The sequence below is a fragment of the Pseudomonas sp. 29 genome (assembly GCF_002754355.1).
Lineage (GTDB): Bacteria > Pseudomonadota > Gammaproteobacteria > Pseudomonadales > Pseudomonadaceae > Aquipseudomonas > Aquipseudomonas neuropathica.
Window position 1 is genome coordinate 939,503 of the sequence record NZ_PEEY01000001.1, and the last position, 21,660, is coordinate 961,162.

Annotated in this window: 22 protein-coding genes; 11 read left to right on the top strand and 11 right to left on the bottom strand. The window is 59.8% G+C overall.

Annotated elements, in window-relative coordinates; translation table 11 throughout:
- Positions 1–37 precede the first annotated feature (37 nt).
- Entirely contained in the window at positions 38–2,359 is a 2,322-nt protein-coding gene (locus CLU80_RS04330) for a hybrid sensor histidine kinase/response regulator (protein ID WP_099756844.1), read from the top strand.
- Here the strand turns inward: CLU80_RS04330 and CLU80_RS04335 are convergent.
- The 3 genes from CLU80_RS04335 to msrB form a co-directional block, all read right to left on the bottom strand.
- Positions 2,343–2,804: a MarR family winged helix-turn-helix transcriptional regulator gene (locus CLU80_RS04335; RefSeq protein ID WP_093435139.1), complete on the bottom strand. Its 462-nt coding sequence runs from the start codon at positions 2,802–2,804 to the stop codon at positions 2,343–2,345. The two genes, CLU80_RS04330 and CLU80_RS04335, sit on opposite strands and share 17 nt — an antisense overlap.
- The gene (locus CLU80_RS04340) at positions 2,801–3,286 is read right to left on the bottom strand and encodes a glutathione peroxidase (protein WP_016985485.1); all 486 of its coding nucleotides are present in this window, start codon (positions 3,284–3,286) and stop codon (positions 2,801–2,803) included. The genes CLU80_RS04335 and CLU80_RS04340 overlap by 4 nt, the downstream gene beginning before the upstream one ends.
- Before the next feature lie 108 nt (positions 3,287–3,394).
- On the bottom strand, positions 3,395–3,790 hold the full coding sequence (msrB, locus tag CLU80_RS04345) for a peptide-methionine (R)-S-oxide reductase MsrB (protein ID WP_093435141.1): 396 nt from the start codon (positions 3,788–3,790) through the stop codon (positions 3,395–3,397).
- A 224-nt stretch (positions 3,791–4,014) separates the two neighbouring features.
- On the opposite strand from msrB, the gene CLU80_RS04350 reads away from it, so the two are divergent.
- The gene (locus CLU80_RS04350) at positions 4,015–5,226 is read left to right on the top strand and encodes a pyridoxal phosphate-dependent aminotransferase (protein WP_007908620.1); all 1,212 of its coding nucleotides are present in this window, start codon (positions 4,015–4,017) and stop codon (positions 5,224–5,226) included.
- Between the two features lie 303 nt (positions 5,227–5,529).
- On the top strand, positions 5,530–6,417 hold the full coding sequence (gene htpX, locus CLU80_RS04355; protein WP_007908619.1) for a protease HtpX: 888 nt from the start codon (positions 5,530–5,532) through the stop codon (positions 6,415–6,417).
- A gap of 201 nt (positions 6,418–6,618) precedes the next feature.
- Here htpX and CLU80_RS04360 read toward each other — a convergent pair whose 3' ends face one another.
- Positions 6,619–7,266, bottom strand: a complete 648-nt coding sequence (locus tag CLU80_RS04360) for a thiopurine S-methyltransferase (protein ID WP_099756845.1) — start codon at positions 7,264–7,266, stop codon at positions 6,619–6,621.
- Positions 7,267–7,369: 103 nt separating this feature from the next.
- Here CLU80_RS04360 and CLU80_RS04365 point away from each other — a divergent pair, with 103 nt between their 5' ends.
- Positions 7,370–8,137, top strand: a complete 768-nt coding sequence (locus CLU80_RS04365) for a DODA-type extradiol aromatic ring-opening family dioxygenase (RefSeq protein WP_099756846.1) — start codon at positions 7,370–7,372, stop codon at positions 8,135–8,137.
- A 105-nt stretch (positions 8,138–8,242) separates the two neighbouring features.
- On the opposite strand, the gene CLU80_RS04370 is transcribed toward CLU80_RS04365, so the two are convergent.
- Complete coding sequence (locus tag CLU80_RS04370; protein WP_008088238.1) at positions 8,243–9,916, bottom strand: DEAD/DEAH box helicase; 1,674 nt, start codon at positions 9,914–9,916, stop codon at positions 8,243–8,245.
- Positions 9,917–10,338: 422 nt separating this feature from the next.
- Here CLU80_RS04370 and CLU80_RS04380 point away from each other — a divergent pair, with 422 nt between their 5' ends.
- Positions 10,339–11,130: a crotonase/enoyl-CoA hydratase family protein gene (locus CLU80_RS04380; protein WP_034155234.1), complete on the top strand. Its 792-nt coding sequence runs from the start codon at positions 10,339–10,341 to the stop codon at positions 11,128–11,130.
- A 132-nt stretch (positions 11,131–11,262) separates the two neighbouring features.
- Here the strand turns inward: CLU80_RS04380 and CLU80_RS04385 are convergent, their stop codons facing one another.
- Entirely contained in the window at positions 11,263–12,018 is a 756-nt protein-coding gene (locus CLU80_RS04385) for a spermidine synthase (protein ID WP_095125136.1), read from the bottom strand.
- 153 nt (positions 12,019–12,171) lie between these two features.
- On the opposite strand from CLU80_RS04385, the gene CLU80_RS04390 reads away from it, so the two are divergent.
- Positions 12,172–13,518: a class II 3-deoxy-7-phosphoheptulonate synthase gene (locus CLU80_RS04390; protein ID WP_077573929.1), complete on the top strand. Its 1,347-nt coding sequence runs from the start codon at positions 12,172–12,174 to the stop codon at positions 13,516–13,518.
- 98 nt (positions 13,519–13,616) lie between these two features.
- Here the strand turns inward: CLU80_RS04390 and CLU80_RS04395 are convergent, their stop codons facing one another.
- Both CLU80_RS04395 and CLU80_RS04400 read right to left on the bottom strand, forming a co-directional pair.
- A complete protein-coding gene (locus CLU80_RS04395) occupies positions 13,617–14,843 on the bottom strand; it encodes a winged helix-turn-helix domain-containing protein (protein WP_099756847.1) in 1,227 nt (408 codons plus the stop codon).
- A gap of 80 nt (positions 14,844–14,923) precedes the next feature.
- Complete coding sequence (locus CLU80_RS04400) at positions 14,924–15,145, bottom strand: DUF1127 domain-containing protein (protein WP_093435156.1); 222 nt, start codon at positions 15,143–15,145, stop codon at positions 14,924–14,926.
- Positions 15,146–15,241: 96 nt separating this feature from the next.
- Here CLU80_RS04400 and CLU80_RS04405 point away from each other — a divergent pair, with 96 nt between their 5' ends.
- Positions 15,242–16,096, top strand: a complete 855-nt coding sequence (locus CLU80_RS04405; RefSeq protein ID WP_007908606.1) for a LysR substrate-binding domain-containing protein — start codon at positions 15,242–15,244, stop codon at positions 16,094–16,096.
- On the opposite strand, the gene CLU80_RS04410 is transcribed toward CLU80_RS04405, so the two are convergent.
- Positions 16,086–16,835, bottom strand: coding sequence for a sulfite exporter TauE/SafE family protein (locus CLU80_RS04410; RefSeq protein ID WP_175553567.1), 750 nt, complete (start codon positions 16,833–16,835; stop codon positions 16,086–16,088). The two genes, CLU80_RS04405 and CLU80_RS04410, sit on opposite strands and share 11 nt — an antisense overlap.
- Before the next feature lie 109 nt (positions 16,836–16,944).
- Between CLU80_RS04410 and CLU80_RS04415 the strand changes: the two genes are divergently transcribed.
- The 3 genes from CLU80_RS04415 to CLU80_RS04430 all read left to right on the top strand — a co-directional run bounded on the left by CLU80_RS04415 (position 16,945) and on the right by CLU80_RS04430 (position 19,176).
- Positions 16,945–17,901 (top strand): LysR family transcriptional regulator, encoded by a 957-nt coding sequence (locus CLU80_RS04415; protein WP_099756848.1) that lies wholly within the window; start codon positions 16,945–16,947, stop codon positions 17,899–17,901.
- A gap of 72 nt (positions 17,902–17,973) precedes the next feature.
- A complete protein-coding gene (locus CLU80_RS04420; protein ID WP_257355723.1) occupies positions 17,974–18,429 on the top strand; it encodes a MarR family winged helix-turn-helix transcriptional regulator in 456 nt (151 codons plus the stop codon).
- A 327-nt stretch (positions 18,430–18,756) separates the two neighbouring features.
- Positions 18,757–19,176 (top strand): organic hydroperoxide resistance protein, encoded by a 420-nt coding sequence (locus CLU80_RS04430; RefSeq protein WP_093435168.1) that lies wholly within the window; start codon positions 18,757–18,759, stop codon positions 19,174–19,176.
- A gap of 190 nt (positions 19,177–19,366) precedes the next feature.
- On the opposite strand, the gene CLU80_RS04435 is transcribed toward CLU80_RS04430, so the two are convergent.
- Complete coding sequence (locus CLU80_RS04435) at positions 19,367–19,936, bottom strand: elongation factor P (RefSeq protein WP_007908599.1); 570 nt, start codon at positions 19,934–19,936, stop codon at positions 19,367–19,369.
- Positions 19,937–19,984: 48 nt separating this feature from the next.
- Complete coding sequence (gene earP, locus CLU80_RS04440) at positions 19,985–21,127, bottom strand: elongation factor P maturation arginine rhamnosyltransferase EarP (RefSeq protein ID WP_099756850.1); 1,143 nt, start codon at positions 21,125–21,127, stop codon at positions 19,985–19,987.
- A gap of 124 nt (positions 21,128–21,251) precedes the next feature.
- Here earP and CLU80_RS04445 point away from each other — a divergent pair, with 124 nt between their 5' ends.
- Positions 21,252–21,659 carry a hypothetical protein gene (locus CLU80_RS04445; protein WP_093435173.1) on the top strand — a complete coding sequence of 136 codons (408 nt, stop codon included), beginning with the start codon at positions 21,252–21,254 and terminating at the stop codon, positions 21,657–21,659.
- Position 21,660 lies beyond the last annotated feature (1 nt).

The window sequence follows — 21,660 nt, forward strand, 5'->3', positions numbered from 1 at the left end:
TGAGCAGCGAAGGGAAACGGAAGTGGTTCAACACCCCATGGATATCAAATTCACCCACCGGCTGTCTTACAAGCAAGCCAGGCTTACCGTGCTGGTCGGGTTCATTCTGGGCACGCTGCTCAGCCTGCTGCAAATCGGCATCGATTATGCCAGTGAAGACGCCTCCATCAACCGTGAAATCCTGTCTTTGCTGGAAATCAGCCACAACCCGGCCTCACGGATCGCCTACAACATCGACGCCGAACTGGCGCAGGAACTGACCCTGGGCCTGTTGCGCTCGCCGGCGATCATTTCTGCGCAACTGATCGACAACAACAATACGGTGCTGGCCAGCGTCAAACGCCCGGAACTGCAAAGCGGCTATCGGGTCATCAGCGACTTCCTGTTTGGCGCCAAGCGCCAGTTCGAAGACCGTCTGTATCTGGATCATCTGCCCAATGAATCGCTGGGCGTGTTAAGCCTTGAGGTCGACACCTATGCCTTCGGCAGCCGCTTCCTGCGCCGCGCCGAGGTGACCCTGCTCAATGGCTTCGCCCGCAGCCTGATTCTCACCGGCATCCTGTTGGCGCTGTTCTATGTGATGTTGACCAAACCACTGGTGCGGGTCATCCGCGAACTCAGCGGGCGCGACCCGCGCAGCGCCGAGCCGACCACGCTGGAGTGCCCGTCCGGCCACGGCAACGATGAAATCGGCGTGCTGGTCAAAGTCGCCAATCAGCAATTCGAGAACATTGCCACCGAGATCCAGCAGCGACGCAACGCCGAAAACCGTCTGACCGACTACCTCGGACAACTGGAAAACATCGTCTCGGCGCGCACCGCTGAACTCAAGGCGATCAACGCACGGCTGAGCCAGTCCAATCAGGAACTCGAAGTCGCCCGCAGCACCGCCCTGGAAATGGCCGAGGCCCGCTCGGCGTTCCTTGCCAACATGAGCCATGAGATCCGCACGCCGCTCAACGGCCTGCTGGGAATGATCGCGCTGTCACTCGACGGTCCGTTGAATGCCGAACAGCAGCAACAACTGTCGATCGCCCACGACTCGGGCAAGGTGCTGGTCGAATTGCTCAACGATATTCTCGACCTGTCGAAGTTCGATGCCGGGCAACTGGAGCTTGAGCACATCCCGTTCGATCTTGGCTCGTTGATTGAAGACACCGCCAACCTGTTGTCGCAGAACGCCGCGCCGAGCGTCGAACTGACCTGCCTGATCGATCCGCACTTCCCGGCACTGGTGCTGGGCGATCCGACCCGCGTGCGGCAGATCGTCAGCAATCTGCTGTCCAACGCGCTGAAATTCACCCGCTTCGGCCGGGTGGATGTGCGCTTGTCGACCTACAAGGATGGCGTGCGCATCGAGGTCTGCGACACCGGCATCGGTATCGCCCAAGACGCGCAGCTGAAAATCTTCCAGCCGTTCACTCAAGCGGGCGCCGGCATCACTCGACAATACGGCGGCACCGGGCTGGGTCTGGCGCTGACCTACAACCTCTGCGAAGCCATGCAGGGGCGTCTGACCATCAGTTCCGAAACCGGGTTCGGCAGTCAGTTCTGTGCCGAGCTGCCATTGCCGTGTCATACCCGCGCACTGGTTCCGGCGCCGCTGCACGGAAAAATCCTCGCCATCACCGCTGCCAGCAGTGGACTGGCGGAACTGTTGCAGAGCCTGCTGCCGGTGTGGGGACTTACATATGAGCAGCGCACCATCGATGACTCACTGCTGGGCCTGACGCCGGACGTGGTGATCACCGATTGTCCGGAGTGCCTGTTCGGTTTGCGCCCGACGCTTGTGGCGCCGATTTTGCTGGTAACCGCCTACGGCAGTTTCCTGCCCAGCGAAGAAGCCGCCGCACTCGCGCCTCTGCAGCAACAGGCCCGACCATTGGCGCGTAATGCGCTGTACCAGAACCTGCGACGTACCCTGCAACCGGACGTGGTCGCCGTTAACGATGCGCAGTTGGAAACGTCTCCCTCGGTGCGGCGCGGGCGGGTGTTGCTGGTCGAGGACAACCCGGTCAACCAACTGGTGGCCAAAGGCATGCTCGGCAAACTGGGCTGCGAGGTCATCGTCGCCGCCCACGGTGCCGAAGCACTGGATCAGTTGGAGTATCACGAATTCGATCTGGTGCTGATGGACTGCAACATGCCCGTGATGGATGGCTACGAAGCCAGCCGACAGATCCGTCAAAGCGGGCGCTGGCCGCACCTGCCCATCGTCGCTCTGACCGCCAACGCCATGTCCGAAGAACGCGAACGCTGCCGCGCAGCCGGCATGAGTGACTATCTGGCCAAGCCGTTCCGCCGAGAAGAACTGGCGGCGCTGCTCGATCAGTGGATCCCGACTACGACAGCGCTTTGATCTGCCCCAGCAAGTGATCGAGACCCTTGCGCAGGTCATTGAGGCGGTCCAGATCCACCCCGCTGTCACACAGCAGACGGGCCTTGAGCGGCCCGACCTGCTCGCGCAAGGCTTGCCCCGCCGGCGTCAGACTCAGGTGCACTTCGCGCTCGTCACGCGTTGAACGCTGGCGCTGTACCCATTGCAACTGTTCCAGACGCTTGAGCAATGGCGTCAGCGTGCCCGAGTCCAGTGCCAGACGCTCGCCCAACGCCTTGACCGTCGGTTGCTCCGGCGCAGCGTCCTGCCATTCCCACAACACCAGCATCGCCAGGTATTGCGGGTACGTCAGGCCGAGCTGATCGAGCATCGGTTTGTAGGCACGAATCACCGCCCGAGAGGCGGCGTACAGCTTGAAGCACAACTGGTTGTCGAGCTTCAGCGAATCGACCGGCAAGCTGTTCATTTGAGCAGGGCTTCGATCTCACCGCTCAGCTCCTGCGGCTTGGTGGTCGGGGCAAAACGCTTGACCAGTTTTCCGTCCTTGCCAATCAGGAACTTGGTGAAGTTCCACTTGATGCCTTGGGAGCCAAGCAGGCCCGGCGCGCGTTTTTTCAGCTGCACGAACAGCGGATGCGCGTCTCCACCGTTAACGTCGATCTTCTTGAACAGCGGGAAGCTGACGCCGAAGTTCAGCTCGCAGAACTCACTGATCGCCCCTTCGTTACCCGGCTCCTGCTTGCCGAACTGATTGCACGGAAAGCCCAGGACCACCAGGCCCTGATCCTTGTAGGTCTGCCACAGTTCTTCGAGGCCTTTGTACTGTGGGGTGAAACCGCATTTGCTCGCGGTGTTGACCACTAAAACCGCTTTACCGGCGAAATCGGCGAGGGTCTTTTGCTCCCCCTTGATGGTGGTGCACGGAATGTTCAACAGGTTGTCGCTCATGGCGTCGGGCTCCGCAGACAGTCAAGAAAGACCAAACATAGCGAGCAATTAAATTGTGTGCAATTTAATTATCGAATAATAAGGCGACCCGAAGGTCGCCTTCATTCGTTATGCGCGTGGAACCAGATCCAGGCAAACCGAATTGATGCAATAACGCAAACCAGTCGGCGGCGGGCCGTCCGGGAACACATGGCCCAGATGCGCATCACAGCGCGCGCACTTCACTTCCGTGCGGATCATGCCGTGGCTGATGTCACGGATTTCGGTCATCGCGCTTTCGCCGATTGGCGCGTAGAAGCTCGGCCAGCCGCAGCCGGAGTCGAATTTGGTCTTGGAGTCGAACAACGGCTCGTTGCAGCAGACGCAGTGGTAGATACCATCGGTCTTGGTGTCGTTGTATTTACCGGAGAACGGGCGCTCGGTCGCGCTCAGACGACAAACGTTGTACTGCTCAGGGTCGAGCATCGCCCGCCATTCTTCCAGGGTTTTTTCCAACTTTTCCATCATCACACCTCAGCGGCTGAAAAAGCCCGATCTGTACCTTTTCCACGGATCGGGCGGCACGTATGATTGCGCCTCGTCACGCACCAGTCTGGCAGCCAGACCGGGCGCATTCAAACGGATTATGGGAGCCACGGCTCAAGACGTCCGCCTGTGTGAAGACGCAGGAATCCCAGTACGGTTGTCCATCCGCCGCCTGGATCGTTCATTTTCGGGATCACATCGCCATGCAGTTCAGCAAATCGAACAAGCTCGCCAACGTCTGCTACGACATTCGCGGCCCGGTGCTCAAGCACGCCAAACGACTGGAAGAGGAAGGCCAGCGCATCCTCAAGCTGAACATCGGCAACCCGGCGCCGTTTGGTTTCGAAGCGCCGGACGAAATTCTTCAGGATGTGATCCGCAACCTGCCGACCGCGCAAGGCTACAGCGACTCCAAAGGTCTGTTCAGCGCGCGTAAAGCGGTGATGCAGTACTACCAGCAGAAGAATGTTGAAGGTGTCGGCATCGAAGACATCTATCTGGGTAACGGCGTTTCCGAACTGATCGTGATGTCGTTGCAGGCGCTGCTCAACAACGGCGACGAAGTGCTGGTGCCAGCCCCGGACTATCCGCTGTGGACCGCCGCCGTCAGCCTCGCCGGCGGTAACGCCGTACATTACCTGTGCGACGAAGGCGCCGACTGGTTCCCGGATCTGGCCGACATCAAGGCCAAGATCACCCCGAACACCAAAGCGATGGTGATCATCAACCCGAACAACCCGACCGGCGCGGTGTATTCGAAGGAAGTGTTGCTGGGCATGCTGGAAATCGCCCGCGCGCACAACCTGGTGGTGTTCTCCGACGAGATCTACGACAAGATTCTGTACGACGATGCCGTGCACATCTGCACCGCGTCGCTAGCCCCGGACTTGCTGTGCCTGACCTTCAACGGTCTGTCGAAGTCCTACCGTGTGGCGGGTTTCCGCTCCGGCTGGATCGCCATTTCCGGGCCGAAGCACAACGCGCAGAGCTACATCGAAGGCATCGACATGCTGGCCAACATGCGCTTGTGCGCCAACGTGCCGAGCCAGCATGCGATCCAGACCGCATTGGGCGGCTATCAGAGCATCAACGACCTGGTGCTGCCGCAGGGTCGCCTGCTGGAACAGCGTAACCGCACTTGGGAATTGCTTAACGACATTCCAGGCGTGAGCTGCGTCAAGCCGATGGGCGCGCTGTATGCGTTCCCGAAGATCGACCCGAAAGTCTGCCCGATCCATAACGACGAGAAATTCGTCCTCGACCTGCTGCTCTCCGAGAAGCTGCTGGTGGTACAGGGCACGGCGTTCAACTGGCCGTGGCCGGATCACTTCCGCGTGGTCACCCTGCCCCGCGTCGACGATCTGGAAATGGCCATCGGCCGTATCGGCAACTTCCTCAAGTCCTACCGCCAGTAACTGGCCAGCAGTGCGCAACGGCCAAACGTTGCGCACTGTCTGATTCAGCAACACTTCTGCGTTCCGCGTCCGCGCACGCCTTCTACACTTGCGATTCGTACCGTTTACCTGCGTCCAGCTTAATGGCGACGGGTCGCGGCTGGCCGTCATCCCTATCGTTATCTGTCGTGGGAAATGTGCCGGGCACCGAAGAATCCGCTGTAGGACACAGTTTGAAATAGTCACTCAGTTGAATAGCCCGGTGCAGCACCTTATATACCCCGCAGTACGCTACATCTTTAGCTTGAGGAGATTTCTACAACCATGATGCGCATCCTGCTGTTTTTGGCCACTAACCTGGCGGTCGTGCTGATAGCCAGCATCACCCTGAGCCTTTTCGGCTTCAACGGGTTCATGGCGGCCAACGGGGTTGATCTCGACCTTAGTCAGCTGCTGGTTTTCTGTGCAGTCTTTGGTTTCGCCGGCTCGCTGTTCTCGCTGTTCATCTCCAAGTGGATGGCGAAGATGAGCACTGGCACCCAGATCATCAGCCAGCCACGTACCCGGCATGAGCAATGGCTGCTGCAAACTGTCGAGCAACTGTCCCGCGAAGCCGGGATCAAGATGCCCGAAGTCGGTATTTTCCCGGCCTACGAAGCAAACGCCTTCGCCACCGGCTGGAACAAGAACGACGCGCTGGTCGCGGTCAGCCAGGGCTTGCTCGAGCGCTTCTCACCCGATGAAGTGAAAGCCGTGCTGGCCCACGAAATCGGCCACGTCGCCAACGGCGACATGGTCACCCTGGCGCTGATCCAGGGCGTGGTGAACACCTTCGTGATGTTCTTTGCGCGGATCATCGGCAACTTCGTCGACAAGGTGATCTTCAAGAACGAAGAAGGCCAGGGCATCGCCTACTACGTGGCGACCATTTTCGCCGAACTGGTGCTGGGCATTCTCGCCAGTGCGATCGTCATGTGGTTCTCGCGCAAGCGCGAATTCCGTGCCGACGAAGCCGGCGCCCGCCTGGCCGGTACCAGCGCAATGATCGGCGCACTGCAACGCCTGCGCGCCGAACAGGGCCTGCCGGTGCACATGCCGGACACCCTTAACGCCTTTGGCATCAACGGTGGTATCAAACAGGGCTTTGCCCGCATGTTCATGAGCCACCCGCCGCTGGAAGAGCGTATCGACGCCCTGCGTCGTCGCGGTTGATCCGACTGGTGTAACAATGAAAAAGGCCCGCAGTGATGCGGGCCTTTTTTACATCTTTGGATTGTGCGCCGACAGTGCCGGCCCTTTCGCGAGCAAGCTCGCTCCCACAGGGTTCTGCGGTGTTTAGGCGATCTGTGACATAGCACAAATCACTGTGGGAGCGAGCTTGCTCGCGAAGAGGCCCGTAACGGCGCCAACAAACTATCGGGAAGAAACCCGGTAGACCCGCTCCTCCAGCCGCGTCACGCCAGCCTGAAGGAACTTCCCGCTCTCCCCCAGCACATCCTGCTCTTCCAGCATCTGCACCTGCCAGGCACCACTCAGCAACCGCTGCACCTCATCATCCCCCACCGCAAACGGCGGCCCCGGCATCTGCGCCTGATCGTAGTCCAGCGTAATCAACAACCCGTGCACACCCTGCGGCAGAATCTGCTGAAGATGCGCCGCATAGCGCTCACGCATCGTCGCCGGCAAGGCAATCAGCGCGGCGCGGTCGTACAACGCGGTGCAATCGGCCACATCGCTCGCCGTTAGCGCAAAAAAGTCACCGCACCACAGCTCGATGGCTTCACCGCGATAGAGCTTGAACGCGCCCTTCTGGCTGATCTGCGGCTGCACCTGATGTTCACTGAAAAAGTCCTCAATAGCCTTTTCCGACAGTTCGACTCCGAGCACCTGATGACCGCGTCCGGCCAGCCACGCCAGATCCAGACTTTTCCCACACAAAGGCACGAGTACTCGCGCCGCTGCCGGTACCGCCCAGTGCCGCTGCAGATACGGGTTTACCTCAGGCAGATGGAAACCAATCTGCCCCGAAGCCCACTTCTTGTGCCAAAACTCAGGCTGCATGCATCACTCCCAATAATTCGATCAAAAAGCGTTAAAACTTATATTAGATTTAGATCAATGATCTGACTGAAGATGAAGCCATCTTAACGCTCAGGAACCCATCATGTTGCCCAGCCTGTTCATTTCCCATGGTTCACCCATGCTGGCCCTGGAGCCCGGCGCCAGTGGCCCGGCTCTGGCTCGTCTGGCCGCCGAATTGCCGAAACCCAAAGCCATCGTTATCGTCTCCGCGCACTGGGAAAGCCAGGAACTGCTGATCAGCAGTCATGCGCAACCGGAAACCTGGCACGACTTCGGCGGCTTTCCCCGGGCGCTGTTTGAAGTGCAGTATCCGGCACCGGGTAATCCGCAACTGGCTGCCGAGGTGGCTGATCTACTGACTGCCAACAGCCTGCCTGCCCGTCTCGACCCGCAACGCCCGTTCGATCATGGCGTCTGGGTGCCGTTGTCGCTGATGTATCCGCAGGCGGATATCCCGGTGGTGCAAATCTCTCTGCCGAGCCGTGGCGGCCCGGCGCTGCAAACCCGAGTCGGCCGGGCACTGGCGAGTCTGCGTGATCAGGGCATTTTGCTGATCGGCTCCGGCAGCATCACGCACAACCTGCGCGAACTGGACTGGCACGCCGGCCCGGAAAGCGTTGAGCCCTGGGCGCGGGATTTCCGTGACTGGGTGATCGACAAGCTCGCGGCCGACGATGAGGCAGCGCTGCACGATTATCGTCAGCAGGCGCCGCATGCGGTGCGCAGTCATCCGAGTGATGAGCATTTGTTGCCGTTGTATTTTGCCCGGGGTGCGGGGGGTGAGTTCAGCGTGGCGCACAAGGGATTCACAATGGGTGCGCTGGGCATGGATATTTACCGCTTCGGTTGATGCCTTCGCGAGCCGGCTCGCTCCCACAAAGGCAAAAAACAGGCAAAAAAAATCCCCGAACCAGTCGGGGATTTTTTATGTTCGATCAATCAGCCCAAGGGCGGATCAATCTTCGCGATAGCGACGCAGCTTCAACTGCTTGCCAGCAACGCGAGTGTCCTTCAGTTTGGTCAGGAGTTTGTCCAGACCATCTTCCGGCAGCTCGACGAGGCTGAAGCTGTCACGCACCTGGATGCGACCGATCGCTTCACGGGCCAGACCGCCTTCGTTGAGGATGGCGCCCAGCAGGTTTTTCGCAGCGATACCGTCACGCGCACCCAGCGCGGTACGGCAACGAGCACGGCCTTCGCCCAAAGGCATTGGCGCGCGACGCTCGCGGTCACCACGATCAGGACGATCACCAGTGCGCTCAGGACGGTCGCCACGCGGTGCGTTGTTCGGCACCAGTGGACGTTCCTTCTCGATCGCCGCCAGGTTCAGCGCTTGACCGTTGGTGGCTTTGCGCAGCAGCGCAGCAGCCAGAGCACGCGGGGTGCAGCCGATGTCTGCAGTCAGACGATCGAGCAGCTCACCGTGGGTCGATTCGGCATCAGCGACCAGCGGCGACAGGCTGTTGGTCAGTTTCTTGATGCGTGCATCGAGAACGGCTTGAGCGTCCGGCAGGCGTACTTCAGCAACTTTCTGGCCGGTTACACGCTCGATCACTTGCAGCATGCGGCGCTCACGTGGAGTCACCAGCAGCAGTGCACGACCTTCGCGACCGGCACGGCCAGTACGGCCGATACGGTGAACGTAGGACTCTGGGTCGTACGGCATGTCAACGTTGAACACGTGAGTGATGCGCGGAACGTCCAGACCACGAGCAGCTACGTCGGTCGCGACAACGATGTCCAGACGGCCATCTTTCAGCGAGTCAATAACGCGCTCACGCTGGTTCTGGGCGATGTCACCGTTAAGCGCCGCGGCTTTGTAGCCTTTGGCGTCGAGGGCGCTGGCCAGATCCAGGGTCGCTTGCTTGGTGCGTACGAACATGATCAGAGCGTCGAAATCTTCCACTTCCAGCAAGCTGAGAACGGCCGAAGTCTTCTGGTCAGCGTGAACCAACAGGTGAGCCTGTTCGATCGCGGTAACGGTCTGGGTCTTGGTCTGGATCTTCACGTGTTGCGGATCGCGCAGATGGCGTTCGGCAATGGCGCGGATCGACTGCGGCAGGGTAGCCGAGAACAAAACGGTCTGACGGGTCGCTGGCAGAGCCTTGAAGATGACTTCCAGGTCATCCATGAAGCCCAGTTTCAACATTTCGTCAGCTTCGTCGAGAACCAGGTGGTTCACGGTCGACAGAACTTTTTCGTCGCGACGCAGGTGGTCGCACAGACGGCCCGGAGTGGCGACAACGATCTGTGCGCCATTACGGATTGCTTTCAGTTGTGGGCCCATAGGCGCGCCGCCGTAAACGGCCACAACGGTAACGCCCGGCATTTGCTTGGCGTAGGTTTCAAAAGCGGTTGCTACTTGCAGCGCCAACTCACGAGTTGGCGCCAGGATCAGGGCTTGCGGTTCGCGCTTGGCAGGATCGATGCGGTGCAGAATAGGCAGTGCGAACGCGGCGGTTTTACCGGTACCGGTTTGCGCCTGACCAATCATGTCCTGGCCGGCCATGATGATCGGGATCGATTGCTGCTGAATCGCCGAAGGCTCTTCGTAGCCAGTCGCTGCGACGGCTGCAAGAATATTCGGGTTAAGATTAAAAGCGGCGAATCCGCCGGTTTCCTGGGTCATGGGTCTGCCTCTAAGTGCATCCGCAAAGACCCATGCTCCAAAGCTGCGCATGCCGTGTTGAGACTCAAGAGTCGCCCTGGCAGCTTTGTCGGCGGGGATTTGCGAAAACGAATGAATGAAAAAAAGAATCGTCCGGGAAGAGCCCGCAATGCGGACGTGCAGCCGAAGCTGACTTCGGGAAATGCGCTACCTAAACGCGGCCCGGTTAAAGGCCGGCGCGCACTATACCGGATTTTGCCCAAAAAGGGAGCTTTTTTTATTGCCTGAATGAGCGTGTCACCGCTGTGTAACGGGGTTTTGCGGATAATCGCGCGAAGGTCTATTTTTCAAAGGCCCGGCCCTGCGGGCGATGACGCTTAAACGATTCACTGATGTGCGGCATACCGTCGCTGCACCCGCCCTTCCCGCCCGAGGATTTCGCCATGAATCAGCCCTGCCCCGGCCGCGTCAGCCGTGAACGTCGTGGTCACGTCCATCTGATTGGCTTGGATCGAGCGGCCAAGCGCAATGCTTTCGACCTCGACCTGCTCAACGAGCTGAGCCTGGCCTACGGCGAGTTCGAGGCCGACAGCGAAGCGCGGGTGGCGGTAGTGTTCGGGCATGGCGAGCACTTTACCGCTGGCCTGGATCTGGTCAACGCCAGTTCCGCCCTCGCCCAGGGCTGGCAGGTTCCGACCGGCGGTTGCGATCCATGGGGTGTTTTCGTCGGGCCACGGGTGAGCAAGCCAGTGATTGTCGCCGCGCAGGGTTACTGCCTGACCATCGGCATCGAGCTGATGCTGGCAGCCGATATAAACCTGTGTGCGAGCAATACCCGCTTCGCGCAGATGGAAGTGCAGCGTGGGATCTTTCCTTTTGGTGGTGCGACTTTACGTTTTCAGCAGATCGCCGGTTGGGGCAACGCGATGCGCTGGCTGCTGACCGGCGATGAGTTTGATGCGCACGAAGCGTTGCACCTGGGGTTGGTGCAGGAAGTCATGGCCAGCGAAGACCTGTTGCCGCGGGCGATTGAATTGGCTGAGCGGATTGCCCGGCAGGCGCCGTTGGGGGTGCAGGCGACGTTGATGTCGGCGCGGCAGGCAAGGTATGAGGGTGAGACGGCGGCCGCGCAAGGGTTACCGGCGTTGGTGAAGAAATTGTTGGCGAGTGAGGATGCCAAGGAAGGGGTGCGGTCGCTGGTGGAGCGGCGGCCTGGCATATTCAAGGGGATCTGAGAATTATGGCGCCTGTCAGGGCGCCATCGCTGGCAAGCCAGCTCCCACAGTGACCGAGTCGTTCACACATTTTGCGTACGGCGCGAACCCTGTGGGAGCTGGCTTGCCAGCGATGGGGACAGCACTGACGCCTCAGGTGGCTGGGCGAATACTGTTGATCAACGACTGCAACGAATACCCCAACCGCGGTGCCAGCGCTTCAGCCCGGGCCGTCAGTGCCTGCATGTCCAACTCCTGATCGAGGTCCGCCGGCACAATCAGAATCACGTTGCCCTCCTTCACCGGCAATTCCCAGTAATGCCGGTGATAGAGCCCGCGCAACAACGCCGCGCCCAGAGGCTTGCCGTCATCGGTGGCCCACTGATTGATCACCAGCCAGCCACCCGGATTCAGACGCTTCTGGCAGTCGCCGAGAAAACTCCAGGCCAGATGCCCGACGCCCGGGCCGACATCGGTATACAGGTCGACAAAAATCAGATCCGCCGGCTCAGCCGTCGGCAGTAACTCCAGCGCATCGCCAACACGGATGTACAGCCGCGGATCATCGTCCAGGCCAAGGTATTCGATGGCTAGGCGCGGCACATCCGGACGCAGTTCAATGGCTTCGACATCTTCCAGCGGCAGGAACTTGAGGCAGGCCTGGGTCAATGTACCGGCGCCGAGTCCTAGAAACAGCGCGCTCTCCGGCTGCTCGTGGCACAACGCGCCGATCAGCATCGCCCGGGTGTAATCGTATTCGAGCCAGCTCGGATCTGCGGTGAACACGCAGCTCTGCTCGATCGCATCGCCGAACTCGAGAAAGCGGTAATCGGCCACTTCCAGCACGCGAATCACGCCGAACTCATCCTGTACTTCGGCGAGCAGATGCTCGACGCGCTCCTCAGTCATTTCGTCTCCTGATGGTCACCGGGCGCGGTGACGCGATGGCACCGCTGTGGCGCCGTGGCAAAGCGGCGATTGTCGGCGATGGGGCGGGAGCAGGTCACGCACTAATTGCTGCTACCATGGGCTTCCCGTGCGTAGAACCAATTAGAGACCGTGATGAGCCAACCGTGGAGTCCTGATAGCTGGCGCGCCCTGCCGATCCAGCAACAACCCCAATATCCTGACGCGGCGCATCTGCGCCAGGTCGAGCAGACGCTGGCCAGTTATCCGCCACTGGTGTTTGCCGGCGAAGCGCGCGAACTGCGCCGCCAGTTTGCCGAAGTCACCCAGGGCCGGGCATTCCTGCTGCAGGGCGGCGATTGCGCGGAAAGCTTTGCCGAATTCTCCGCCGCGAAGATTCGCGACACGTTCAAAGTGTTGCTGCAAATGGCGATCGTCATGACCTTCGCCGCCGGCTGCCCGGTGGTCAAAGTCGGGCGCATGGCCGGTCAGTTTGCCAAACCACGTTCGGCCAACGACGAGACCATCGACGGCGTGACGCTGCCGGCTTACCGGGGCGACATCGTCAACGGCATCGGCTTCGACGAAAAGAGCCGCGTGCCGGATCCAGAGCGCCTGCTGCAGTCCTATCACCAGTCCACCGCGACCCTGAACCTGCTGCGCGCGTTTGCTCAGGGCGGTTTTGCCGACCTGCACCAAGTGCACAAATGGAACCTCGATTTCATCGCCAACTCGGCGCTGGCAGAAAAATACAGTCACCTCGCCGACCGCATCGATGAAACCCTGGCGTTCATGCGCGCCTGCGGCATGGACAGCTCGCCGCAACTGCGCGAAACCAGCTTCTTCACCGCCCACGAAGCACTGCTGCTGAACTACGAAGAAGCCTTCGTGCGCCGCGACAGCCTGACCAACGATTACTACGATTGCTCGGCGCACATGCTGTGGATCGGTGACCGTACTCGTCAGCTCGACGGCGCGCATGTCGAATTCCTGCGCGGGGTGAACAACCCGATCGGCGTCAAAGTTGGCCCAAGCATGGATCCCGATGACCTGATCCGCCTGATCGACGTGCTCAACCCGGACAACGATCCGGGGCGCCTCAACCTGATTGCGCGGATGGGCGCGAACAAGGTGGGCGATCACCTGCCGGCGCTGATCCGCGCAGTGCAGCGTGAAGGCAAGCAGGTGTTGTGGAGTTCCGACCCGATGCACGGCAACACCATCAAGGCCAGCAGCGGCTACAAGACCCGCGACTTCGCGCAGATCCTTGGCGAGGTTAAACAGTTCTTCCAGGTGCACGAGGCGGAAGGCAGTTATGCCGGCGGCATTCACATCGAGATGACCGGGCAGAATGTCACCGAGTGCATCGGTGGTGCGCGGCCGATTACTGAAGATGGCTTGTCGGATCGTTATCACACGCACTGTGATCCACGGATGAATGCTGATCAGTCGCTGGAGTTGGCGTTTTTGATCGCTGAAACCCTGAAACAGGTTCGCCGCTAGACCGCGTCGCCCCCTTCGCGAGCAAGCTCGCTCCCACATAGGTTTTGTGTACGACACAGATCCAGTGTGGGAGCGAGCTTGCTCGCGAAGGGGCCAACTCAGTCACCACCGATCTCGGCCAATGCCACCCGCAACCGCGCCGCACTCTCGCGCTGACAATTCAACTGCACCCGCGCCAGCCCCAACCAATCCGCCATCTGCCGCAGATTCACGGCCAGCGCCAGCATCCCCTGCTCATCCAGCCCCGGCTCCTCCTCGTGCAGCGCATGCACCGCCAACTGCCCCGCCGCCCGCTCGGCGCGCAAATCGACCCGTGCGGCGATCCTCTCGTTGTGCAAGAAGGGCAACACGTAATAGCCGTAGACTCGCTTGTCCTGTGGCGTATAAATCTCCAGCCGATAGCGAAAATCGAACAAGCGCTCAGTCCGGCTACGCTCCCAGATCAACGAATCAAAGGGCGACAGCAGCGCACTGGCCATGACCTTGCGCGGGACGCTCGGCTCCGGCAGGCAATAGGCGATTTGCCGCCAACCGGCGACTTCGCACATCTGCAACTGCCCAGCTTCAATCAGTTCCGCGAGACGTGGCCGCGCATCCGTCGGATTCAGGCGAAAGTAATCACGCAAGTCTTTTTCAGTACCGACACCCAAGGCCTGTGCCGCGTGCAATAGCAGGCCACGTTGCGCTTCGGCTTCATCAGGCAACGCCTGTTGCAGGATCGATGAAGGGATCACCCGCTCCGGCAAATCATACAAACGCTCAAAACCACGCCGCCCCGCCACCGTCACTTCACCCGCCGCGAACAGCCACTCAAGCGCATGCTTTTCCGCGCTCCAGTCCCACCACGGCCCGGCCTTGTCTGCACGGGTTGAAAGGCTGCCGGCGCCCAACGCGCCCTGCTCTTGCACCGAACTCAAGACCCGACGCACCACGTCCTGCTGCTCGCGACCGAATCTGGCCAGTTGCTGATAAATATCCTCGCCACGCCTGGCCCGCTGCATGCGCCAGCCCAGCAACGGATACATCGACATCGGCAGCAACGAGGCTTCGTGTCCCCAGTATTCGAACAACGTGCGACGTCGCCCCGAACTCCAGGCAGCCTGGTCGAGCAAATCGGAAGAATAGGAGCCGAGACGGGAAAACAGCGGCAGGTAGTGCGAGCGCACCACGGCGTTGACGGAGTCGATTTGCAGCAAACCCAGCCTTTCGATCAGCCGGTTGACGTGTGGCGCCTTGACGGTCGGCGGCTGGCGCCCGTTGAACCCTTGGGCAGCCAGCGCCAGTCGTCGCGCCTGTTTGAGGGAAAAGGCCAGAGTCGCGGGCATGAGCATCTCCTTGTCTGCTCGCAACCTACCTCACTGGAAGAGGGTTTGTGTAGCGTTCTGCTGATCATTTATGCAGCGGGTCATTTATGCATCGGATCATCCCAGAACGGCCGCACGGACTCGTGTTCAACGTCGGCACGACTGACGCCGATGTCTTTCAACGCTTCGTCGCTCAGACTGGCAAGCAGCTCGCGTTCACGGTGCAATTCGTACCAGCGGCTAAACTTGTGCAGCAGGTCGGAAACGAGATGGCCGTGGCCGGAAAATTTTGCGTCGTCTACATACTCTCTTTGACCTTTCATCGTGTTGCCTCCTTTGTGGATGGCTCAAGTCTCGCGCCGGCGCTAAGATCAATCCAACGAATGTTTCTGATGGCATGCATCACGGAGATTCATCAATTGTCGGCCTACCCCAGTATCGATACCGATGTCCTGCGCACCTTTGTCGCGATTGCCGATCAGGGCGGTTTCACCCGCGCCGGCGAAATGGTCAACCGCACGCAGTCGGCGGTGAGCATGCAGATGAAGCGTCTGGAAGAAGACGTGTTGCAGCGGCAGTTGTTTGAGCGCGACGGACGCCAGGTGCGCCTGACCGCTGAAGGCCAGGTGCTGCTCGGATACGCGCGGCGCATCCTCAAGCTGCACAGCGAAGTGTTCAACACCTTGCGCGAGCCGCACATGGTCGGCACCGTGCGCATCGGCACGCCGGATGACTACGTGATGCGTTTTCTGCCGGGGATCCTGTCGCGGTTTGCGCAGTTCTATCCACTGATCCAGATCGAAGTGCATTGCGAATCGACCAAACAACTGTTGCAGCGTACTGACCTGGATTTGTCGATCGTCACCCGTGAACCGGGCAACGAAATCGGTCAGTTGCTGCGCAAGGAGCGTTTTGTCTGGGCCGAGGCGCAGAATTTCAGCGCCCACGAACAAACGCCACTACCTCTGGCGATGTTCAACAGTGATTGTTTCTGCCGCTTGTGGGCGTGTAACGCACTGGATGCGATGGGCCGCGAATACCGCATCGCATATAACAGCACCAGCCTCTCGGCGTTGATGGCAGTGGTGAGCGCGGGTCTGGCGATCACCGCGCAACTGGAAAGCCTGATCACCCCGGACATGCGCATTCTCGGCGCCGCCGAAGATCTGCCGCTGTTGCCCGAGGCCAGCATCATGCTGATCCGCAACCTGAACAATCCGTCGCCGATCACCGAGTGCCTGGCCGAGCATATCGTCGAAGGTTTTAAACTTTAAACGCGAGCATCACCGCACACAGCACCAGGAAACCGCAGAACAGCCCGCGCAGAAGCTTTTCCGGCATGGCGTGGGCAACTTTCACCCCCCAACTGATGCTCGCCAGACCGCCGATGGCCAGCGGCAGGCCGATCATCCAGTCCACTTCGTGATGTACCGCGTAGGTCACCAGGGTCACGCCGGTGCTTGGCAACGCCAGCGCCAGCGACAAGCCCTGAGCGACCACTTGCGTGGTGCCGAAGAGGCTGGTCAGCACCGGCGTTGCCACCACGGCACCGCCGACACCGAACAAGCCGCCCATGGTTCCGGACGCCGCACCGAGAACGCCGAGCCAAGGCCAGGAATAGCGCATCTCGGAAGTCGCAGCGGGTTGCTTGCCGAACATCTTCAGCAGGTTGTACGCCGAGAGCACCACCAGGAAAGCGACAAAACCGATGCGCATGGTTTGCGCATCGATACCCACCGCCCAGATCGAACCGATCCACGCAAAGCAAAAACCCATCACCGCCAAGGGCAACGCATGCCGCAGTTCGATGCGATTGCGCTGGTGATAGCGCCACAGCGCCAGCATCACGTTCGGCACCACCATGACCAGCGCGGTGCCTTGGGCAATCTGCTGATCGAGGCCGAACCACACACCAAGCAGCGGGATAGCAATCAAGCCGCCGCCGATGCCGAAAATGCCGCCAAGTGTGCCAAGCGCGGCGCCGAACAGTAGGTACAACAAAAACTCCATCACAGCTGAATTCCTCTTACGTCAGGCGATTCATCCTACGCAGTCGTGGCTGGCGGGGAAACGCACAGCAACGCACAATGGCTATGCCGATTTCGCACAAGCGTGAATTCTCATGAACCCCAACCAACTGACTGAACAATTAGGGCTGTTTCTCGATGTGCTGGAGAGTGGCAGTTTTTCCGCCGCCTCGCGCCGTCATCCGCTGACACCTTCGGCCGTTGCGCGACGGATCGACAGCCTGGAAAGCGCCGTCGGCAGCCAGTTATTTATACGCAGCACCCACGCCGTCAGAGCCACACCCGCCGGTCTGGCGTTTGCCGAACGTGCCCGGCGCATTGTCGCCGAGTTGCAACTGGCGCGGGCCGAAGCCGTGTCCTTGAGCAGCGCGCCGGAAGGCTTGATTCGCATCGACGCCCCCGCCGCGTTCGGGCGACGGCATCTGGCACCGGTGATCGCCGACTTTCTCGTCCTCTACCCGGGGCTGGATGTGCAGTTGCACTTGATCGACAGTTTCGTCGACATGGGCGGCTCGAACCTGGGCAAGGTTGACCTGGTGCTGCGTGCCGGGCAAATGGCTGACACGCGATTGGTGGCGACGCCTTTGGCGAGCATGGTGCGCATAGCCTGTGCCAGTCCTGACTATCTCAAACGCCGGGGTGTGCCCGGCAGTCCGGCGCAACTTGGCGAGCATGACGGTCTGGACTGGGAAGGCCTCGCCCCGCCTTTTGCCTGGCGGTTCGAGCAGGACGGCCAGATGCATTTGCACCGCCCGACGCGCATCCGCATGAGCGCCAACAATGCCGAAGCGCTGGTGTGTGGGGCTTTGGCGGGATTAGGGATTGCGCATTTGCCGACCTGGCTGGCGAGCGAATACCTGCTGCGCGGTGAACTGGTCCCGCTGTTCTGCGAGAACGGTCTGCCGGCCCCGGAATCCACCGGCATCTACGCACTGCGCATGGAACAGCAAACCAACTCGCGCAGCCGCTTGTTGCTTGAATACCTCAAAACTCGTTTCAGTCCAGTGCCGCCGTGGGATCTGGCGCTGCAACGGGATCTCGGCCGCCATTAGATCCGGAGAATTATCTGGCGCATTAAAGATTCGAGCGCTAGATTCATGACCATCACCGAACAAGGCTTTGACATGACTTCCCAACGCGACACCTGCGACGACCTGCTGCTGGATAACCAGGCGTGCTTCGCCCTGCATTCCACTTCGCTGATGATGACCAAGGTCTACAAACCGCTGCTGCAAGCCTTGAACCTGACCTATCCGCAGTACCTGGCGATGATGGTGTTGTGGGAGAAGGATGGATTGACGGTCGGAGAAATCAGCACTCGACTACTGACCGATCCTGGTTCGCTGACGCCACTGCTCAAACGCCTGGAGGGCGAAGGGTTGCTCAGCCGCACGCGCAGTCGTGAGGATGAGCGGGTAGTGATTGTCGAGCTGACCGAGCAAGGCCGAGCGCTGAAAGAAAAAGCCCAGACCGTTCCGCAATGCATCCTCGGCGCCAGCGGTTTCACTCTGGAACGGCTGCAGAAGCTGCAAGCGGAGTTGCAGGCGCTGCGCAGCCATCTACAAGAAAGCCTTATTTAAGGCCCACCAATCCCTGTAGGAGTGAGCCTGCTCGCGATAGCGGTGGTTCAGTCGACTTCTGAGTTGACTGGCACACCGCTATCGCGAGCAGGCTCACTCCTACATTTGATTTCATCGACTGAAAATTATTTTTCAGCGCTCCCATTGTCTCGCCATCCCCTCTAAGTCGAATCTTTCCAGCCGATGGACGAGTCAGCCAGATCAGTCCAGCGGGACATTTTTCGAAATTTATCTTGCACACTAAATATTTGCGCGATACATTCATCTAGCACTTACTTGGCGCGCAAACAATTAGCGCACGCAATCACACTCAACGAGGCTCACACCATGCAAACTCTCTACACTGCAATCGCAACCTCCACTGGCGGCCGTGACGGTCGTGCGGTCTCCAGCGACAACATCCTCGACGTCAAACTCGCCACTCCGAAAGAACTCGGCGGTGCCGGCGGCGCGGCAACCAACCCTGAGCAGCTGTTCGCTGCCGGCTACTCGGCCTGCTTCATCGGCGCACTGAAATTCGTCGCCAGCCAGACCAAACGCAAAATCCCTGACGACGCCTCGATCACCGCCCACGTCGGTATCGGCCAGATCCCTGGCGGTTTCGGTCTGGACATCGACCTGCACATCAGTCTGCCAGGCCTGGAACAAGCCGATGCGCAAGCGCTGGTCGACGCCGCTCACCAGGTTTGCCCGTACTCCAACGCCACCCGTGGCAACGTCGATGTACGTCTGCACACCACCGTCTGAAACCGGACACAAACCCCCTGTGAGAGCGAGCCTGCTCGCGAAGGCGTCCTGTCAGTCAACATTTCATTGATCGACGCCCCGCATTCGCGAGCAGCCTCGCTCCCACAGGAGTCGGTGGTTAATGAGAAATCGCAGGCACAAAAAAGCCCGGCTCAATGGCCGGGCTTTTTCTTTCCGTAAAAAGCAGTGCTTATTTGGCACGGCCTTTGTAGGAACCGCCTTCGCGGGTGTCGATTTCGATCTTGTCGCCGATTTCGATGAAGTCAGCAACTTGCAGCTCAGTACCGTTGGCCAGCTTGGCTGGCTTCATGACTTTGCCGGAAGTGTCGCCACGAGCCGAACCTTCGGTGTAGTCAACTACGCGCACGATGGTGGTCGGCAGCTCTACGGAAACCAGACGCTCTTCGAAGAAGATCGCTTCGCAAACATCGGTCATGCCTTCTTCAACGAAAGGCAGAACAGCTTCGATGTCTTCAGCGTTCAGCTCGTACATGGTGTAGTCAGTGGTGTCCATGAACGTGTAGGTGTCGCCGCTGATGAAGGACAGGGTCGCTTCTTTGCGGTCGAGGATTACGTCGTCCAGTTTGTCGTCAGCGCTGTAAACGATCTCGGTCTTGTAACCGGTCAGCAGGTTTTTCAGCTTGGTCTTCATGATCGCGCTGTTACGGCCCGACTTGGTGAATTCAGCTTTCTGAACCAGCCAAGGATCGTTCTCGAGACGGATCACGGTACCGGGTTTCAGTTCTTTACCAGTTTTCATTGCGAATATCCGAATTTGGATGGGATTTACAAAAATCTAGGCCGCGTATCATATCCAATTTAGGTAAAACTGTACCAGCGCTGCGGCAAGATCGGCCTGCAAGCCTTGTTCCAGACACCACGCTTCGGCATTTTCTTGCAGTTCTGGCCAATGATTGCGGACTTCGAGCCAGTGTTCACCGATGGGCTGACCGGCGCTCCAGGCTCGCCACAGACCGTTCATCGCCTCGGCAGCGGCCGGTGACAGACCTTTTGTGTAAAGCGCGAGGAAGGCATCAAGTTTGTCCAGATGGATGTCTTCGTCCTGCTGATAGATGTGCCAGAGCATCGGCCGCCCCGCCCACTGCGCCCGCACGAACGAGTCCTCACCACGCACCGCGTTGAAATCACAGCACCAGAGCAACTGATCGTATTGATCCTGTCGGACGAACGGCAACACCTGCACGGTCAACGACTGACGCACATTGATCTCGCCCACCGTCAGGGCTTCCACCCTGAGCCAGCGCGCCACGTCGCCAAGAATCCGCCCCTCCGGCACCAACAGGTGAGTCGGCGCAGCGTCCGCCGCCAAAACGTCCAGCCAACTGGCCAGCCCGGCATTCTCGTAGGCAAACAACGAAATCAGCTGGGCGTCAGACGCAGGAGCGATCCCGAGACCTTGCAGGAATTGCCGTTGAGCTTCGGCATCCTGTTGAAACTGCCGACGCTGCTCGAGCAAGCCGCGCTCACGCAACAGCCCGCCAGTGCCTGGCTGGAATCCGGGAAAGAAAAAGAACTTCTGCACCGATTTGTATTTGACCGACGGCAAGCCGTGACAACCAATCACCCAGTCTTCGGCGCTGAGATAGTCGAGGTTCATCCACAGTGGCGGCGGCTCTCGCGTGGCCATCGCGTCCATGTAGTCAGTGGGCAACTGACAAGCGAACGCTGCAATCACCACATCCGCCGCCTCTGTGTGCACCCAGTCAGCCGGCCAGTGCCGCACTTCAACGCCTTGTTGCGATTGCTGTGCGGCGTTGATATCAATCGCCGGGCAAATGCGTTCGAAGGCGCGCAGATCATCGACCCACAAGCGCACCGCCAAACCATGCTCAGCCACCAATTGCCGAGCCAGACGCCAGGTCACGCCGATGTCGCCAAAGTTGTCGACCACCGTGCAGAAAATATCCCAGCGGGGTTTCAATTGCGGCATTCAAGACTCCCGTTGGCAAAAGCTGCGATTGTCCGCATAAATCACCTCGCGCAGAAGAGCCGACGGCGATTAATCTTCGTGCGACAATCGCCACTTGCCCGCAATCATCCGCCAGGAGGCAGCCATGCCCTATCGCCCCAATCCGCGTCGCCCGTTGCCTGTTCAGCTTAGCGCGCTGCATTTGACCGGCAGCATTGCCTTGGGCATGTGGCTGGGCTTTGTCGCCATTGCGCTGACCTGCTGGCTGCTATCGCACTTTTTGTTCAAGGAGCAATTGGCACCGGTTGCGCAAGCGGTGCAGCAACTGGCCAATCCACCGGCCGTGCAGGTGCAACCGGACATTCCGCCGCCGAGCCCGCAGTTCCAGCAGTACGAAGAAAACCTGCGCAAGAACGAACAACAGGCACGTCTGGATCAGGCACGCGGCAGCACGCGTAACCTGTCCAATCCGAAGTGCCAGTTCTGGCTGCAACAGGATCAGACGGCCCCGAGCGAGAAAAGCCGCGCCAACGTTTTGCAATTCTGCGATTGAT